Genomic DNA, 17,327 nt, shown 5'->3' on the forward strand with positions numbered 1-17,327 from the left:
GGCCGGGGAAGGGCGTCATGCCCGGGGTGAAGGCGTGGGCGCGGGCCGCCGCCTCCTGCATGGCCGTGGCCCCGTACTGGCGCAGGCCGGCGTCCGTGGCGGCCGTCAGCTCCAGGTAGGCGGCCATGAGGCCGGACTCCACCTGCCCGGCGAGCCGGGTGGCGGCCGCGGCGCTGGAGGGAACCGACGGGAGGGCGTACGAGGCCTCGGGCTCGACGGGCCGGTCGCCGCGGGCGGTGATGAGGACGCGCAGCTCGTCGCGCCGCTCGCGGTGGGCGTCGAAGTTGCCGGCGAGGCGGGCGCGCAGGGGGCCGGTGGTGCGCGCGCCGAGCACCCCGTACGCGAAGATCGCCGCGTGCTCGGCGGCGAGCGCCTTGCGGAGCTTGCCGAGGTCGGCGGCGCTGGTGGTGCCGGCGGCGGCCGGCGGGGCGGGGGCCTTGACGGAGGTGCGGGCGTGGAGCGCCTCGCAGGCGCCGATGCTGGCGACGAGCTGGGCGAGCGACGGCGTGACGCCGGCGATCTGGCGGGGCCGGGCGGCGGCGGCCTTGCGTTCGATGCCGCGTAGCTGCGACAGCGTCACCTTCGGCGGCGTCGGCGTGGCCGAAGAGGAAGCGGTGGGGCCCGGCGAAGCGGTCCCGGTGGTGGCCGGGGCGGCCGGGCGGAGGGCGGGGAAGCGGCGGCGGAGCTCGGCCAGGTGGGCCTCGTGGCGCTGCCGGTAAGGGACGAGCTTGGCGGACCCCTTGGCGATCATCGCCGCGTACAGGGAGATCGTCCGCTGCTTCTCGGCCATGAGCACGCGGGCAAGCGCTTGGTCAGGGGTGTCCGGCGCCTGCGACGGCGGGCCGGCCTCGCGCGGTGCGCTGCACCCGGCGAGCGCCAGGACGACCGCTCCGGCCGCCAGCGCGGTGCGCCGGGAGAGGTGTGGCTGGCGCACGGGCAGGGACCTCCAGTGTTACGGACCGCAAGAAAGCATCGTACGGGCTCGTACCCCCGCTCGCGGTCAGGCGCGAGCCGTGCCGAGTGACGCTTCCTCCGCCCCTTCCTACAGATAGGGTGTCAACTGTCGTCGCTGGCTGAGCGGCCAGACGACGGGAGAGCCAGGGGCGAGGTCCGCCCGGCTGAGACATGACAATAGGGGAGGTCGATATGGGCAGCGCATCACCCCGCGACCACCTGATGAAGCTCCTGGAGCCCGTGGTCGGCGCGGAGGGCCTCGATCTCGAGGACGTGACGGTCACGCAGGCCGGGAAGCGCAAGCTGCTGCGCGTGGTCGTCGACCGTGACGGCGGCGTGAGCCTAGACGACGTGGCCGACGTGAGCCAGGCGGTGTCCGCGGCCCTCGACGAGGACGACACCATGGGCCAGTCGGCCTACACGCTCGAGGTGTCCTCGCCGGGCGTCGACCGGCCGCTGACGGAGCCGCGCCACTGGCGGCGGGCGGCCAAGCGGCTGGTGAAGGCCGAGCTGCGCGACGGCACGGTGGTCGAGGGCAGGGTCGTGGCCGCCGACGACAGCGGTGTCGACCTCGACGTCGATGGAGCCGGCCGCAGGCTCGACTATCAGGACCTCACCCGGGGCAGGGTGCAGGTGGAGTTCCGCCGGATCGACGACGTCGACGGCGACGAAGGCTAAGGGGGAAGCCTCGTGGACATCGACATGAGCGTCCTGCGCAGCCTGGAGCGGGAGAAGGACATCTCCTTCGACCTGGTCGTCAAGGCGATCGAGGACGCGCTGCTGATCGCGTACTTCCGCACGGACGGCGCGGCTCCCAAGGCGCGGGCCGAGCTCGACCGCGCGAGCGGTCACGTGACGATCTGGGCGGCGGAGCCCGACGACGACGGCGAGATCGTCCGGGAGTTCGACGACACTCCTGGCAACTTCAGCCGGATCGCGGCGACCACCGCCAAGCAGGTCATCCTGCAGCAGCTGCGTGACGCCGAGGACGAGATCAACTTCGGCGAGTTCGCCAGCCGTGAGGGCGAGCTGGTCTCGGGCGTGATCCAGCAGGGCAAGGACCCGCGCGTGGTGCTGGTCGACCTCGGCAAGATCGAGGCCGTGCTGCCCGCGCACGAGCAGGTCCCGGGTGAGGAGTACGGCCACGGCGAGCGCATCCGCGCCTACGTGGTGCAGGTGAAGAAGGGCCACAAGGGCCCGTCGGTCACGCTGTCGCGCACGCATCCCGGCCTGGTGAAGAAGCTGTTCGCGCTGGAGGTGCCGGAGATCGCCGACGGCACCGTGGAGATCGCCGCGGTGGCGCGAGAGGCCGGCCACCGCACCAAGATCGCTGTACGGTCCCGCAAGCCGGGGGTCAACGCGAAGGGCGCCTGCATCGGCCCGATGGGGTCGCGGGTGCGCAACGTGATGACCGAGCTGCACGGCGAGAAGATCGACATTATCGACTGGTCGGAGGACCCGGGGGAGTTCGTGGGGAATGCCCTGTCTCCCGCCCGTGTTTCCCACGTCGAGGTTCTCGATCTCGACGGACGGGTGGCGCGGGTCATCGTGCCCGACTACCAGCTCTCGCTGGCCATCGGCAAGGAGGGGCAGAACGCCCGCCTGGCCGCGCGGCTGACGGGCTGGCGGATCGACATCCGTCCCGACACCCAAGCCGAGGATGCCGCCGGTTCCGTAGATGCGTCGACACGGTAAGCTGGAATATGGTTGCCACGCGGCCCCACAGCGCACCTGTGTGGGCTGCAGGGTTCGCACGGCAAAGTCCGAGCTGCTCCGTTTGGTGCGGGTCGAGGACCAGGTGGTCCCTGACCTGCGAGGACGGCTTCCCGGCCGGGGCGCATCGCTGCACCTGTCCGTGAGCTGTCTTGAGCTCGCCGAGCGTCGCCGAGCGTTCCCGCGCGCGTTTCGCGTGCTGGGGCCGCTTGACGTCTCGCGAGTGCGGGCGCACCTAGAAGGAGAACCACATGTCATGTAGGACGCCGAGTTGATGGGGCGGAGTCAGATTGCTATGAGCGCCTGATGAGCACGCGGCGATGAAGACGTCAAGGTAGCGACGGTCCGGACGGCACAGCCAGCCTCCCGGGCCGAGTAAGGGAGTGCAGTGGCGAAGGTCCGGGTATACGAGCTCGCTAAGGAGTTCGGCGTAGAGAGCAAGGTCGTGATGGCCAAGCTCCAGGAAATGGGAGAGTTCGTCCGTTCGGCGTCCTCGACCATCGAGGCGCCGGTCGTCCGCAGGCTCACCGAAGCTCTGGGCGCATCGAAGGGTGGGCCCTCCAGAGGCGGCGGTTCGTCGTCCAACAGGCCGCAGCCGCCGAAGGCTGCGCCTCGGCCGGCTGACGGCCAGGCAGGCAACGGCGCCCCGCAGGCGCCTGCTCCAGGTCCGCGTCCGGGTCCGGCTCCCAAGCCGGGTCCCCGTCCGGGTCCCGCGGGCGGCGGCACGCCGCGTCCGTCGGTTCCCATGCCCCAGCAGCAGCAGCAACAGCCGCCGCAGCAGCAGGAGCCGCCTGAGGCCGCGCGCGGCGAGACGTCGGGCGCGCCGCAGGCGCGCTTCGACAGCGGCACCCGTCCGCCGGCCCCGGGCCCGCGTCCGGGCCCTGCCGCCCGTCCGGGTCCCAAGCCCGGTCCGGCGCCGCGTCCGGGCACGCCGTCCGGTGGTGGCGGCGGCGGTCAGGCCCCGCGTCCGGGTGCTCCGGCCGGTGGCGGCCCGCGCCCCGGTCCCGGCCCCAAGCCGGGCCCGCGTGGCCCGCGTCCGGGCAACAACCCGTTCTCGTCGAACGCCAGCGGCATGGGCCAGTCCCGTCCGCCGCGTCCCGGCGGCAACCGTGAGGGCGGCGACCGCGGCCCGCGTGAGCGTCGTGAGGGTCCGCCGCGTGACGGCGCGATCCCGCGTCCGCCGCAGAACCGCGGCGCGGGCGGCGACGCCAGGCCGGCGCCCGGCCCCCGTCCGGGTCCGCCCGGTGCGGCGGGTCCGCGTCCGGGTCCCGGCGCCGGTGGCCCGCGTCCGGGTGGGCCGCGTCCCAACCCGATGATGATGCCGCAGGGCCGTCCTGCCGGTCCCGGCGGCGGTGGCCGTCCGGGCGGCGGTGGCGGTGGCGGCGGCCGTCCCGGTGGCGGCGGTGGCCGTCCGGGTGGCGGCGGTGGCGGTCGTCCCGGTGGCGGCGGCGGTTTCGCCGGTCGCCCGGGTGGCGGCGGCACCGGTCAGCGCACGGGCACCGGCGGTCCCGGTGGCGGCGGCTTCGGCGGTCGTCCCGGCGGCGGTGGCCGTGGTCGTGGCGGCGGCACGGCGGGAGCCTTCGGGCGTCCCGGTGGCCGTCCGGCGCGTGGCCGCAAGTCCAAGCGTCAGAGGCGCCAGGAGTTCGACAACATGTCGGCTCCGGCGATCGGCGGTGTGCAGGTCGCCCGTGGCAACGGCGCGACGATCAGGCTGCCGCGCGGCGCCTCGCTGTCCGACTTCGCCGACCGCATCGGCGCCAACCCCGCCTCGCTCGTGCAGATCATGCTGCACCTCGGCGAGATGGTGACGGCGACCCAGTCGGTCAACGAGGAGACGCTGCAGCTCCTCGGCGCCGAGCTCGACTACAACATCCAGGTCGTCAGCCCGGAGGAGGAGGACCGCGAGCTTCTCGAGGCCTTCGACATCGAGTTCGGCGAGGACGAGGGCGACGAGGCCGACCTGGCCCCGCGTCCGCCGGTCGTGACCGTCATGGGTCACGTCGACCACGGTAAGACGAAGCTGCTCGACGCCATCCGCAAGACCAACGTGGCGGCGCGCGAGGCCGGCGGCATCACCCAGCACATCGGTGCCTACCAGGTCTCCACCGAGCACGAGGGCGAAGAGCGCCGGGTCACCTTCATCGACACCCCGGGTCACGAGGCGTTCACCGCCATGCGTGCCCGAGGCGCCAAGTCCACCGACATCGCGGTGCTGGTGGTCGCGGCCGACGACGGTGTGAAGCCTCAGACGATCGAGGCTCTCAACCACGCCCAGGCGGCCGACGTGCCGATCGTGGTCGCGGTGAACAAGGTCGACAAGGAGGGCGCCGACCCGAACAAGGTCCGTGCCCAGCTCACCGAGTACGGCCTGGTGGCCGAGGAGTACGGTGGCTCGACCATGTTCGTCGACATCTCGGCGAAGAACGGCACCGGCATCGAGGCTCTGCTCGAGGCGATCCTGCTGACCGCCGACGCCGAGCTCGACCTGCGGGCCAACCCGACGATGGACGCTCAGGGCATCGCGATCGAGGCTCACCTCGACAAGGGCCGCGGCCCTGTCGCGACCGTCCTGGTCCAGCGCGGCACGCTGCGCGTCGGCGACTCGATCGTCTGTGGCGAGGCCTTCGGCCGCGTCCGGGCGATGCTCGACGACAACGGCGACGCGGTCGACGAGGCCACGCCGTCGCGTCCGGTCCTGGTCATGGGTCTGACGGCGGTGCCGAGCGCCGGTGACAACTTCATCGTGGTCACCGACGACCGGATGGCCCGGCAGATCGCCCAGCAGCGCGCGGCGCGCAAGCGCAGCGCCGACATGGCCAAGTCGAGCCGTCGCCGCACCCTCGAAGAGCTGTTCAGCGACCTTGAGAAGGGTCGTGTCGACGAGCTCAAGCTCATCATCAAGGGTGACGTGTCCGGTTCGGTGGAGGCCCTGGAAGACGCCCTGCTCAAGATCGACGTCGGCGACGAGGTCAGGCTCCGTGTCCTGCACCGCGCGGTCGGCGCGATCACCGAGTACGACGTCAACCTGGCCGTCGCCGACGACAACGCGGTCATCATCGGCTTCAACGTCCGGCCCGAGCCCCGGGCCCGCGACCTGGCCGAGCGCGAGGGCGTCGACATCCGCTACTACTCGGTCATCTACCAGGCGATCGAGGAGATCGAGGCGGCCCTCAAGGGCATGCTCAAGCCCGAGTTCGAAGAGGTCCAGATGGGCACCGCCGAAGTCCGCGAGGTCTTCAAGGTGCCGAAGATCGGCAACGTCGCCGGTTCGCTGGTCCGCTCCGGTCTGATCGTGCGCAACAGCAAGGCCCGGATCATCCGCGACGGCGTCGTCGTCGCGGACAACCTGACCGTGTCGTCGCTGCGCCGCTTCAAGGATGACGCGACCGAGGTCCGTGAGGGCTTCGAGTGCGGCATCGGGGTCGGCTACAACGACATCAGGGTCGACGACGTCATCGAGACGTTCGAGATGCGGGAGAAGCCGCGGGCCTGACCCGTGGCCGGGGGCCCCGCGGCCCCACCCCCCGGCGCCCGACCCCCACCCGGGGCCGGGCGCCCGGCGCACCATCCGCGGGGCGCCTTCCGCACGCCTGGGCAGGGTTGCCGCCGCACCAGGCCGGGCGTGCTCAGGACACCAGCACAAGCGGCGCTTGCCAACGATGTATGTGGGTGCCCTTACCCTGGACATCCTGCTCGGCGACGTGCATTCGCTGAAGCAGAAGCGATCTGTCGTGCGGCCTCTGGTCGCCGAGCTCCAGCGGCGCTTTCCTGGTGTCGCCGTGGCCGAGACCGGCCATCACGACCTGCACCGCAGGGCCGAGGTCGGCATAGCGGTGGTCTCCGCCTCAGCGGGTAACTGCAAAGAGGTGATGGACTCCTGCGAGCGGCTGGTGGCCTTCCGCCCCGAGATCGAGCTGCTGTCGGCCAGGCAGCGGCTCTACAACGACGAAGAGTGAACGACAGCACGACGGCCGCCCCGTCGTGCGTGAGGGGGGAGCGAACATGGTGGATGCCGCACGAGCGCGCAAGCTCGCCGATCGCATCCAGCAGATCGTCGCCGAGATGCTGGAGCGCCGGATCAAGGACCCGCGCCTGGGCTTCGTCACCGTGACCGACACGCGGATCACCGCCGACCTGCGTGAGGCGACGGTGTTCTACACGGTGTTCGGCTCCGACGCCGAGCGTGCCGACAGCGCGGCCGCGCTGGAGAGCGCCAAGGGCATCATCCGCTCCGAGGTGGGCCGCCAGACGGGCGTCCGCTTCACCCCGACGCTCACGTTCCGGCACGACCCGCTGCCCGACAGCGCCCGCCAGCTCGACGACCTGATCAACGCGGCGCGGGCGCGGGACGCCGAGGTGGCGGCGAAGGCGGCGGGCGCCGCCTACGCGGGCGAGGCCGACCCCTATCGCAAGCCCGATGAGGAGGACGACGAGCAGGCGGGACCCGCGGCGTGACACCCGACGTGCGCGACAGGCTGGACCGCCCGCCCCGCGTCTACGCCGACACGGCGCAGCCGGCGAGCTCGCCGGTGCCCGAGTCGGCGTGGCGGCGCGCCGTCCAGCTCATCTCGCAGACCGAGGACATCGCGCTGGCCTGCCACGTGTCGCCCGACGGTGACGCGCTCGGGTCCATGCTGGCGGTGGGCTTCGTGCTGCGGTCGTTGGGCAAGCGCGTGGCGGCCTCGTTCGGCGACCACGACTTCACGGTGCCGAGGCTGCTGAGGTTCGTGCCGGGGCAGGAGATGCTGGTGCCGCCGGCGGACTACCCGGCCGAGCCCGAGCTGATGATCACCTTCGACTCTCCGTCGGTCGCCCGGCTGGGGCTGCTCGGCGAGAGCGTCAGGCGGGCGCACCAGCTCATCGTGGTCGACCACCATCCGTCCAACGACGGGTTCGGCACCCTCGACCTGATCGACCCGGGCGCCCCGGCGACGGCGATGCTGGCCGAGCAGCTGATCTACCGCTTGGGCGGCTCGCTCGACCGTGACATCGCCACCTGCCTCTACACGGGGCTGGTGACCGACACCGGGTCGTTCCGTCACTCCTCGACGACGCCCGCCGCGCACGAGATGGCGGCGCGGCTGGTGGCGACCGGGCTGCACACCGACGAGATCGCCAGGGAGCTGTGGGACCGCTCCCCGTTCGGCTATCTCAAGGTGATGGCCGCCGCGCTCGACCGGGTGGTGCTCGACGACGGCCTGGTGTGGACGTACGTCACCCGGGTCGACCGGGCTGCTCGCGGCCTGCCGTACTCCGAGCTCGAAGGGCTGATCGACGTGATCCGCCGCACCGACGAGGCGGAGGTGGCGGCGGTGCTGAAAGAGGACGACCAGGGCGCCTGGCAGGTGTCGACGAGGTCGAAGGGCCGCGTCGACGTGGCGGCGGTCTGCGCCGCGCTGGGCGGCGGCGGTCATCACAACGCGGCAGGGTTCACCTCGCACGACAGTGTCGAGGAGACCGTGGCGAAGTTCCGGGAACTGCTGAGAGAGGCGTGATGGCCGAAAGTGGCCTGATCATCGTGGACAAGCCGGCCGAGTGGACGTCGCACGACGTGGTGGCCAAGCTGCGCCGCCTGGCGGGCACCCGCCGCGTCGGCCACGCGGGCACGCTCGACCCGATGGCGACGGGCGTGCTGGTGGTGGGCGTGGAGAAGGCGACCCGCCTGCTCGGGCACCTGGCGCTGACGGAGAAGGTGTACGAGGCCACGATCCGGCTGGGCGTCACCACCAACACCGACGACGCCGAGGGGCTGGTGACGGCGACGGCTTCGGCGTCGGGCGTGACGCCGGAGGCCGTCCACGAGGGCGTCGCCGCGCTCACGGGGGAGATCATGCAGATCCCGCCCCAGGTGAGCGCGATCAAGGTGGACGGGCAGCGCGCCTACAAGCTGGCGCGCGCCGGCGAGGACGTGGAGCTGAAGGCGCGGCCGGTGACGGTGCACGGCTTCGAGGTCACCGACGTGCGGGTGAAGGACGACCTGGTGGACGTGGACGCCACGATCCGCTGCTCGTCCGGCACGTACATCCGGGCGCTGGCCCGTGACCTGGGCGCCGGGCTCGGCGTCGGCGGCCACCTGACGGCGCTGCGCCGCACCCGGGTGGGCCCGTACGACCTGAGCGGGGCCAGGACGATCGAGCAGCTCACGGAGGAGTGCGTGGTGCTGCCGATCGGCGAGGCGGTCGCGGCGGCGTTCCCGCGCCGGGACGTGACGCCCGAGGAGGCGCGCGTGGTGCGGCACGGCGGCCGGCTGCCGGCGGCGGGCCTGGGCAAGGGGCCGATCGGCATGTTCGGGCCCGACGGGGAGCTGCTGGCGTTGGTGGAGGAGCAGGGCAGGCTGGCCAAGCCGCTCGCGGTGTTCGTCTCCTAGGCGGGTTTGCGGGCGACCATGATGTCGCGCACGATCGCCTGGTCGACCCAGTGCTCGAAGTCGGGGTAGGCGACCACGTCGAGGCCGGCGGAGGCGAGGATCGCGGCGAGGTCGTCGCGGGTGCCGCCGTAGGTGTTCCAGGAGATGCCGAGGGCGCCGCCGGGGCGCAGCAGGCCGGCCCAGACGGGCGCGGCCTTGGCGATCAGCTCCAGCGGGCTGCGGGACAGCCCGCTGCCGCCCTTGCTGCCGTGCTGCACGCCGTAGGGGGCGTCGGTGGCGACGAGGTGGAACGTGCCCGGCTTGAAGAACTCGCGCGAGCGCAGGGTGTCGGCGTTGACTACCGTGACGTGCTGGGTGTCGCCCGCCTTGAACGCCTCCTTGGTGAGCCCGAACGTCACCTGCAGCCGCCGCCCGACCAGGGCGCGCTCGCGCCGGACGGGGACGGTCTCGGCGGTGTGCTTGAGCCGCTTGTCGCGCAGCCACTTCTTGATGAAGCCGGAGTAGGCCTCGAAGTCCTTGGCGTCAACGTCAACGCCATAGGCGTCATATCCGTACATGAGGGCCTGGTTGAGCGTCGTGCCGCGCCCGCACATCGGGTCGAACACGGACAGCCGGGCGTCCATCGGGAAGTCGGTGGCCAGCGCCGTGACGTTGAGCAGCAGCTTGGTGAAGTGCTCGTTCGTCTTGCCGGCGTACTTCTGGATCGTGATCAGGTCGCTGCTCAGCCGGTCGAGCGGGCGCATCGTCAGCGGGCGCAGCAGCTCGCCCTCCCGCTCGAACAGCGCGTAGACCGACGACAGGTTGGACAGGCGCGCGACCTCGTCCGCGCCGAGCGGCCCGGCCGTCTCGAACGTGACGTAGGGCAGGCCGCCGATCAGCCGCTCCTCGATGCCCGAGACGCCGCCCGGCAGCGCCCGTCCGGCGAAGACCGCCAGCTCGGAGCGGGTGAGCCGGGGCGCGCTCTCCCCGTAGACGCGGTTGAAGGCAGGCAGGATGAGAAAGGCGTACTGAGGCATGGTGGGGACGATCGTACCCGCCCGATTGCGGGTAACGGGGCCGCGCATGGCAGGCTTGTTCAGGGATTGATCCGCCACGAAGCGAATGGGGCCGGGCGTGCGGGATTCGGAGAGGTCTGTCGTCACGATCGGCGTGTTCGACGGGGTGCACCGGGGTCACCAGCGGGTGGCCGGGCGGGCCGTGGAGATCGCCCGCGAGCGCGGGATGCGGTCCGTGGCGCTCACGTTCGAGCCGCATCCGGAGGAGGTCGTGCGGCCCGGCTACCGGCCGCTGCGGCTGACGGCGGCGCGCCGCCGGGCCGGCCTGCTGGCCGGGCTGGGCGTGCAGGAGGTGCGGGTGCTCGGGTTCACGGTGGAGATGTCGGAGCTGAGCCCGGCCGAGTTCGCCCAGGAGGTGCTCGCCGACGACCTGCGCGCGGCCGTGGTCGTGGTGGGGGAGGACTTCGCGTTCGGCCACCGCGCCGCCGGTGACGCCGAGGTGCTGCGCGCGCTGGGCGACAAGTTCGACTTCACGGTCGAGGAGGTGCCGCTGCTCGACGCGGTCTCCTCGACGGAGATCCGCAGGCGGGTGGCCGACGGCGACGTCGCGGGCGCCGCCGCCGACCTGGGCCGCCCGCACCGGGTGGAGGGCGTCGTGGTGCGCGGCTACCAGCGCGGCCGTCAGCTCGGCTTCCCGACGGCCAACGTCGAGACCCCGCCGCAGACGGCCATCCCCGCCGACGGCGTCTACGCCGGCTGGCTGGAGTGCGTGCCCGTGGCCAACCTGCCGGCCCTCTACGAGGGCGAGCGCTGGCCCGCCGCCATCTCCGTCGGCACCAACCCCACGTTCGAGGGAGTGCCGCGCACCGTCGAGGCGTACGCGCTCGACCGCGACGACCTGGAGCTGTACGGCGTGCACGTGGCGGTGGAGTTCGCGGCGCGGCTGCGCGGCAACACCCGCTTCGACTCGATCGAGGAGCTCGTCGCGCAGATCCACGCCGACGTCGACGAGGCCAGGCGGCTGACCTCCTAACACGCTCCTCAACGCAGGGAGTCGAGCAGTCTCGACAGCGCGGCCTGGGTGTCGGCCAGGTCGCCGGGCCGCGCCGATCCGGCCAGCCAGAGCGCGGCCTCGTTCATCGCCCCCGACAGCAGGTGGGTCAGCGGGGCGACCGGCTGGGGCGCGATCACGCCCTCGTCGATCAGCGCGGTCAGCGCCTCGGCCAGGTGGCGGGCCGAGGCGGCCTCGTCCATCGCCCGCCACTCGCTCCAGCCCAGCACGGCGGGCCCGTCGACCAGCATGATGCGCTGCACCTCGGGGTCCGCGCCCGCCGCCAGGAACGCGGCGCAGCCCGCCTTGAGCTGCGCCCACGCGCCGTACTCGGCGTCGGCGGCGGCCGCCACCCGGGCCGCGACCTCCTGCTGCACCTCCTCCAGCACGGCCCTGAACAGCTCGGCCTTGCCGTCGAAGTGGTGGTAGAGGGCGCCCTTGGTGACGCCGGACTCGCGCACGATCTCGGCCAGCCCCACCGCCGCGTAGCCGTGCCCGGCGAACAGCCGCCTGGCCACGCTGATCAGCGTCTTCCTGGTGCGTTCGCGCTGCTCTGCCCTGGTCATCCTGCGCTCCTCTTTGACATACCGCCGGTATGCCATTTAGCGTACCATCGGTATGTGAAAGGAGTTGGGCATGGAGCTCAGCAGTTACTATCCGGTCATCTGCACCGACAAGGTGGCCGAGTCGCGTGACTTCTACGTCGAGCGGTTCGGGTTCGAGGTGACGTTCGAGGCAGACTGGTACGTGAGCCTGCGCCGGGGCGCGTACGAGCTGGCGTTGCTCGACCACACGCACCCGACGCTGCCCGAGGCGTACCGGAAGAGGGCCGCCGGCGTGCTGCTCAACTTCGAGGTCGCCGACGTCGACGCCGAATGGCGGCGGCTCGTCCTCGACGGCGGCCTGAAGCCCGAGCTGGAGCTGCGCAGCGAGGACTTCGGCCAGCGCCACTTCATCGTCGCCGACCCCACGGGCGTGCTCATCGACGTGATCACCAACATCGAGCCGACGGAGGAGTACGCCGCGCAGTACGCATGAGGTGGTAACCTTGCATGTCGGCTCTGTAACGGCGGTGCTGTGCGCTGCCCTGACGGCCTTCGCGCGGCGACTGTAGGCACGCACGGTCGTTCGCAACATTTCTGTTTCATTCACGCGTGCCCGTAGAAGAAGGAGAGCCGTGTCCCTCGACACCGCTGCCAAGAAGACCATCATCGCGGAGTACGCGACCGTCGACGGTGACACCGGGTCGCCCGAGGTGCAGATCGCGCTGCTCAGCAAGCGCATCAGCGAGCTCACCGAGCACCTGAAGACCCACAAGCACGACCACCACAGCCGTCGTGGCCTGCTGCTGCTCGTCGGTCGCCGTCGTCGCCTGCTGAAGTACCTGCAGAAGGTCGACATCGCGCGTTACCGTTCGCTCATCGAGCGGCTCGGCCTGCGCCGATAACATGGAAAGGGAGCGGCGTGCCTCGCCGCTCCCTTCTCATATGGTCCGGCGCGTCGAGCGGCACCGCCGCACGCGCCTGACGTACAACTGAATATCCGAGACACTGAGAGCCCCCGCGTCCGCTCAGCACCATGCGACCCGCGACGCCTGCGGGCCGGTCCTCGGTAGTGGCTTCCGGTAACCAAGACCGGGCGCTTCGATCGAAGACCGGCGCTGCACCTAACGAGGGTGCCGGTGAAATGGGCGCGGGAGACCGACTGACCAAGGAGGTCCCCCGTGGAGGGTGTCCACACTGCTGAAGCCGTCATCGACAACGGCTCATTCGGCACGCGCACGGTCCGGTTCGAGACCGGCAGGCTCGCGCGTCAGGCGGCCGGCAGCGCCGTCGCCTATCTCGACAACGACACGATGGTCCTGTCCGCGACCACCGCGTCCAAGAACCCCAAGGAAAACCTCGACTTCTTCCCGCTCACGGTCGACGTCGAGGAGCGCATGTACGCCGCGGGCCGCATCCCCGGCTCGTTCTTCCGCCGTGAGGGCCGTCCCTCCGAGGACGCCATCCTCACCTGCCGCCTGATCGACCGGCCGCTGCGCCCCTCGTTCGTCAAGGGCCTGCGCAACGAGATCCAGGTCGTCGCGACGATCATGGCGCTCAACCCCGAGCACCTCTACGACGTGGTCGCCATCAACGCCGCCTCGCTGTCCACCCAGCTCGCCGGGCTGCCCTTCTCCGGCCCGATCGGCGGCGTGCGCGTCGCGCTGATCGACGGCCAGTGGGTCGCCTTCCCGACCCACCCCGAGCTGGAGCGCGCCACGTTCGACATGGTCGTGGCCGGCCGCCTGCTCGACGACGGCGACGTCGCGATCATGATGGTCGAGGCCGAGTCCACCCGCGACACGCTCAAGCTGGTCGCCGACGGCGCCGTCGCCCCCACCGAGGAGACGGTCGCCGAGGGCCTGGAGGCCGCCAAGCCGTTCATCAAGGTGCTGTGCGAGGCCCAGGGCCGCATCGCCCAGGTCGCCGCCAAGGAGACGGCCGAATACCCGGTCTTCCCCGACTACCAGGAGGACGTCTACGCCGCGGTCGAGGCCGCGGTGAAGACCGAGCTGGCCGCCGCCCTCACCATCGCGGGCAAGCAGGAGCGCGAGAACGAGCTCGACCGCATCAAGGCGGTCGCCGCCGAGAAGCTGCTGCCGGAGTTCGAGGGCCGCGAGAAGGAGATCTCCGCCGCCTACCGCTCGGCGATGAAGAAGCTCATGCGCGAGCGGGTCATCAACGAGGGCGTCCGCATCGACGGCCGCGGCACCAAGGACATCCGCGCCCTGTCGGCCGAGGTCCACGTGGTGCCCCGGGTGCACGGCTCGGCCCTGTTCGAGCGCGGCGAGACCCAGATCCTGGGCATCACCACGCTGAACATGCTGCGCATGGAGCAGGTCATCGACACGCTCAACCCCGAGCGGACCAAGCGCTACATGCACAACTACAACTTCCCGCCCTACTCCACCGGTGAGACCGGCCGCGTGGGCTCGCCCAAGCGCCGTGAGATCGGCCACGGCGCGCTCGCCGAGCGGGCGCTCATCCCGGTCCTCCCCTCGCGCGAGGAGTTCCCGTACGCCATCCGCCAGGTCTCCGAGGCGCTCGGCTCCAACGGCTCCACCTCGATGGGCTCGGTCTGCGCCTCCACGATGGCGCTGCTCGACGCCGGTGTGCCGCTCAAGGAGATGGTCGCGGGCATCGCGATGGGCCTGATCGGCGAGGGTGACGACTACGTCACGCTGACCGACATCCTCGGCGCCGAGGACGCCATGGGCGACATGGACTTCAAGGTCGCCGGCACCCGCGACGTCATCACCGCGCTCCAGCTCGACACCAAGCTCGACGGCATCCCCGCCTCGGTGCTGGCCGGCGCGCTCAAGCAGGCCAAGGGCGCCCGCCTGGCGATCCTCGACGTCATGCAGGAGGCCATCGCCTCCCCGGCGGAGATGAACCCGACGGCGCCGCGCATCATCACGATCAAGGTCCCGGTGGACAAGATCGGCGAGGTCATCGGCCCGAAGGGCAAGATGATCAACCAGATCCAGGACGACACGGGCGCCGAGATCACCATCGAGGACGACGGCACGATCTACATCGGCGCCACCGACGGCCCCTCGGCCGAGGCGGCCCGGTCGGCGATCAACGCCATCGCCAACCCGCACATGCCGGAGGTCGGCGAGCGCTACCTGGGCACGGTCGTCAAGATCGCCGCCTTCGGCGCGTTCATCTCGCTGATGCCCGGCAAGGACGGCCTCCTGCACGTCTCGCAGATCCGCAAGCTGCACGGCGGCAAGCGCATCGAGAACGTCGAGGACGTGATGAGCGTCGGCGAGAAGATCCAGGTGGAGATCGCCGAGATCGACCAGCGCGGCAAGCTCTCCCTGGTGCCCGTCGAGGTCATCGAGAAGGAGGCGGCCGAGAAGGAGGCCAAGGCCGAGGCCGGCGGCGACGCCGAGCCCGAGGCCGCGGCCCCGGCAGGCGACGACAAGCCGCGCGAGGAGCGTCCGCGCCGCACCCGCACCCGGGTCCGCGCGCCCCGCGCCGACGATGGGGACGACCGCAACTCGTGATCACAACCACGCTGCATCCCGGCCGGGACGGGGCCGGGGTCGTCAAGCGCACCGTCCTCCCCGGTGGGCTGCGCGTGGTGACCGAGACCATGCCGACCGTGCGCAGTGTCGCGGTCGGCATGTGGGTCGGCATCGGCTCGCGTGATGAGGCCCCCGAGCACATGGGGGCCACCCACTTCCTCGAACACCTGCTGTTCAAGGGCACGCCCACCCGTGACGCCATGGAGATCTCGGCGTCCGTCGAGGGCATCGGCGGGGAGATCAACGCCTTCACCGCCAAGGAGTACACCTGCTACTACGCGCGGGTGCTCGACGAGGATCTGCCGATCGCCGTCGACGTGCTCGCCGACGTGGTGACCAGCTCGCTCGTCACCGAGGACGACGTCGAGTCGGAGCGGGGCGTGATCCTGGAGGAGATCGCCATGCACGACGACGACCCGTCCGACGTGGTGCACGAGCAGTTCGCGGCCGCCCTCTACGGCGACTCGCCGATCGGGCGGCCCATCCTCGGCACGGTCGAGTCGATCAACGCGCTCGGCCGCGACCGCATCGCCGAGTACTACCACCGCTACTACCGGCCGCTGCGCACGGTCGTCTCGGTGGCGGGCAACGTGCGCCACGAGGAGGTCGTGGAGCTGGTCATGCGGGCCTACGAGCGCTCGGGCGCCCTGACGGGCCCGGTCGACTACGCTCCGCCGCGCACCAGCGGCCCCGGCGCCCCGGCCCGCTCCGGCGTCCGCGTCCTCGACCGGCCGACCGAACAGGCCAACCTCGTCCTCGGCACCACCGGCATGTCGCGCACCGACGACCGCCGCTTCGCGCTCGGCGTGCTCAACGCCGCGCTCGGCGGCGGCATGTCGTCGCGGCTGTTCCAGGAGATCCGGGAGAAGCGCGGCCTGGCCTACTCCGCCTACAGCTACACCTCGGCCTACGCCGACACCGGCCAGTTCGGCATCTACGTCGGCTGCCTGCCGTCGAAGATCGACGACGTGCTCAAGATCTGCCGGGACGAGGTGGCCAGGGTGGTGGCCGACGGCCTGACCGAGGACGAGATCGTCCGCGGAAAGGGCCAGATGCGCGGCGGGCTCGTGCTCGGCCTGGAGGACACCGGCTCGCGCATGTCGCGCATCGGCAAGAACGAGCTCGTCTACGAGGAACTGCTCTCCGTGGACGAGGTGCTCGCCCGCATCGAGGCCGTCACCGCCGACGAGATCGCCGGCGTGGCCGCCGACGTGTTCAACCGGCCGCTCACGCTCGCCGTCATCGGCCCGTACGGGGACAAGGACTTCTCCGGCGCGATCGCCTGAGCGGTATAAGGTTGACCCCGTGATCAGGGTAGGTGTGCTCGGCGCGCGAGGCCGCGTGGGCGTCGAAGTGTGCAGGGCGGTCGAGGCGGCCGCCGACATGGAGCTGGTGGCCGCGCTCGACAAGGACGACCCCATCGAGGGCCTCGACGGCGCGGAGGTGGTGGTCGACTTCACCCATCCCGACGTGGTCATGGGCAACCTGGAGTGGGCCATCGCGCACGGCGTGCACCCGGTGGTGGGCACCACCGGGTTCGACGCCGGGCGGCTCGACACCGTGCGCGGCTGGCTGGCCGCCTCCCCGGGCACCAACTGCCTCATCGCCCCCAACTTCGGCATCGCCGCCGTGCTCATGATGCACTTCGCCGCCCAGGCGGCGCGTCACTTCGAGTCGGTCGAGATCGTCGAGCTGCACCACCCCGGCAAGGCCGACGCCCCGTCGGGCACCGCCCGGCGCACCGCCGAGCTGGTGGCCGAGTCGCGCGCCAAGGCCGGGTCCCCCGCCATGCCCGACGCCACCACCACCGAGCTCGACGGCGCGCGCGGCGCCGACGTCGACGGGGTCAGGGTGCACGCGGTGCGCCTGGCCGGGCTGATCGCCCACCAGGAGGTGCTGCTCGGCGGCGACGGCGAGACGCTCACGATCCGCCACGACACCATGAGCCGCTCCGCGTTCGCCCCCGGCGTGCTGCTCGGCGTGCGCCGGGTGCGCGAGCTCCCTGGCCTCACCGTCGGCCTGGAGCCCCTGCTCGACCTCTAGACGCAACGCCGTTCAGTTAAGGGAGAGGGCTGTTCGTCAAGACCGGTGAACAAAGCAGCGGAGCCGCTGTAGAAGAGGTCTGTCACTCCAAGACATCCTCACCACAGGAGCTCCGCTGTTGGAACAGGT

Annotated in this window: 17 protein-coding genes; 14 read left to right on the forward strand and 3 right to left on the reverse strand. The window is 71.5% G+C overall.

Annotation, left to right across the window (positions count from 1 at the left end; all coding sequences use genetic code 11):
- Window positions 1-934 (reverse strand): ferritin-like domain-containing protein (locus ACBI99_RS45580; protein WP_375075407.1); only part of this gene is annotated, 934 nt, incomplete at its 3' end.
- A gap of 212 nt (window positions 935-1,146) precedes the next feature.
- Here ACBI99_RS45580 and rimP point away from each other — a divergent pair.
- The 8 genes from rimP (at window position 1,147) to truB (ending at window position 9,034) form a co-directional block, all read left to right on the forward strand.
- Entirely contained in the window at window positions 1,147-1,632 is a 486-nt protein-coding gene (gene rimP / locus ACBI99_RS45585) for a ribosome maturation factor RimP (protein ID WP_219503587.1), read from the forward strand.
- A gap of 12 nt (window positions 1,633-1,644) precedes the next feature.
- Entirely contained in the window at window positions 1,645-2,649 is a 1,005-nt protein-coding gene (nusA, locus tag ACBI99_RS45590; protein WP_375075408.1) for a transcription termination factor NusA, read from the forward strand.
- On the forward strand, window positions 2,633-2,929 hold the full coding sequence (locus ACBI99_RS45595) for a YlxR family protein (protein WP_219503585.1): 297 nt from the start codon (window positions 2,633-2,635) through the stop codon (window positions 2,927-2,929). The genes nusA and ACBI99_RS45595 overlap by 17 nt, the downstream gene beginning before the upstream one ends.
- A gap of 126 nt (window positions 2,930-3,055) precedes the next feature.
- The gene (infB, locus tag ACBI99_RS45600; RefSeq protein WP_375075409.1) at window positions 3,056-6,160 is read left to right on the forward strand and encodes a translation initiation factor IF-2; all 3,105 of its coding nucleotides are present in this window, start codon (window positions 3,056-3,058) and stop codon (window positions 6,158-6,160) included.
- A gap of 166 nt (window positions 6,161-6,326) precedes the next feature.
- On the forward strand, window positions 6,327-6,623 hold the full coding sequence (locus ACBI99_RS45605) for a DUF503 domain-containing protein (RefSeq protein WP_219503616.1): 297 nt from the start codon (window positions 6,327-6,329) through the stop codon (window positions 6,621-6,623).
- A gap of 46 nt (window positions 6,624-6,669) precedes the next feature.
- Window positions 6,670-7,122 (forward strand): 30S ribosome-binding factor RbfA, encoded by a 453-nt coding sequence (gene rbfA / locus ACBI99_RS45610; protein WP_219503564.1) that lies wholly within the window; start codon window positions 6,670-6,672, stop codon window positions 7,120-7,122.
- Window positions 7,119-8,162 (forward strand): bifunctional oligoribonuclease/PAP phosphatase NrnA, encoded by a 1,044-nt coding sequence (locus ACBI99_RS45615; RefSeq protein ID WP_375075410.1) that lies wholly within the window; start codon window positions 7,119-7,121, stop codon window positions 8,160-8,162. Before rbfA ends, ACBI99_RS45615 begins: the two co-directional genes overlap by 4 nt.
- Complete coding sequence (gene truB / locus ACBI99_RS45620) at window positions 8,162-9,034, forward strand: tRNA pseudouridine(55) synthase TruB (protein ID WP_219503542.1); 873 nt, start codon at window positions 8,162-8,164, stop codon at window positions 9,032-9,034. Before ACBI99_RS45615 ends, truB begins: the two co-directional genes overlap by 1 nt.
- Here the strand turns inward: truB and ACBI99_RS45625 are convergent.
- Window positions 9,031-10,050 carry a TRM11 family methyltransferase gene (locus ACBI99_RS45625; RefSeq protein ID WP_219503537.1) on the reverse strand — a complete coding sequence of 340 codons (1,020 nt, stop codon included), beginning with the start codon at window positions 10,048-10,050 and terminating at the stop codon, window positions 9,031-9,033. The two genes, truB and ACBI99_RS45625, sit on opposite strands and share 4 nt — an antisense overlap.
- A gap of 85 nt (window positions 10,051-10,135) precedes the next feature.
- Here ACBI99_RS45625 and ACBI99_RS45630 point away from each other — a divergent pair, with 85 nt between their 5' ends.
- Complete coding sequence (locus ACBI99_RS45630) at window positions 10,136-11,062, forward strand: bifunctional riboflavin kinase/FAD synthetase (protein ID WP_219503535.1); 927 nt, start codon at window positions 10,136-10,138, stop codon at window positions 11,060-11,062.
- An 8-nt stretch (window positions 11,063-11,070) separates the two neighbouring features.
- Here the strand turns inward: ACBI99_RS45630 and ACBI99_RS45635 are convergent, their stop codons facing one another.
- Window positions 11,071-11,646: a TetR/AcrR family transcriptional regulator gene (locus ACBI99_RS45635; RefSeq protein ID WP_375075411.1), complete on the reverse strand. Its 576-nt coding sequence runs from the start codon at window positions 11,644-11,646 to the stop codon at window positions 11,071-11,073.
- A gap of 70 nt (window positions 11,647-11,716) precedes the next feature.
- On the opposite strand from ACBI99_RS45635, the gene ACBI99_RS45640 reads away from it, so the two are divergent.
- The 5 genes from ACBI99_RS45640 (at window position 11,717) to dapB (ending at window position 17,198) form a co-directional block, all read left to right on the forward strand.
- Entirely contained in the window at window positions 11,717-12,118 is a 402-nt protein-coding gene (locus ACBI99_RS45640; protein WP_219503530.1) for a VOC family protein, read from the forward strand.
- A 139-nt stretch (window positions 12,119-12,257) separates the two neighbouring features.
- On the forward strand, window positions 12,258-12,527 hold the full coding sequence (gene rpsO, locus ACBI99_RS45645; RefSeq protein ID WP_049573881.1) for a 30S ribosomal protein S15: 270 nt from the start codon (window positions 12,258-12,260) through the stop codon (window positions 12,525-12,527).
- A 276-nt stretch (window positions 12,528-12,803) separates the two neighbouring features.
- Window positions 12,804-15,134 carry a polyribonucleotide nucleotidyltransferase gene (locus ACBI99_RS45650; protein WP_219503528.1) on the forward strand — a complete coding sequence of 777 codons (2,331 nt, stop codon included), beginning with the start codon at window positions 12,804-12,806 and terminating at the stop codon, window positions 15,132-15,134.
- Window positions 15,134-16,441 (forward strand): pitrilysin family protein, encoded by a 1,308-nt coding sequence (locus ACBI99_RS45655; protein ID WP_219503613.1) that lies wholly within the window; start codon window positions 15,134-15,136, stop codon window positions 16,439-16,441. The genes ACBI99_RS45650 and ACBI99_RS45655 overlap by 1 nt, the downstream gene beginning before the upstream one ends.
- Window positions 16,442-16,460: 19 nt before the next feature.
- Window positions 16,461-17,198 (forward strand): 4-hydroxy-tetrahydrodipicolinate reductase, encoded by a 738-nt coding sequence (dapB, locus tag ACBI99_RS45660; protein ID WP_219503524.1) that lies wholly within the window; start codon window positions 16,461-16,463, stop codon window positions 17,196-17,198.
- Window positions 17,199-17,327 lie beyond the last annotated feature (129 nt).

The organism is Nonomuraea sp. ATR24 (genome assembly GCF_041950485.1).
GTDB classification, from domain to species: domain Bacteria; phylum Actinomycetota; class Actinomycetes; order Streptosporangiales; family Streptosporangiaceae; genus Nonomuraea; species Nonomuraea ceibae.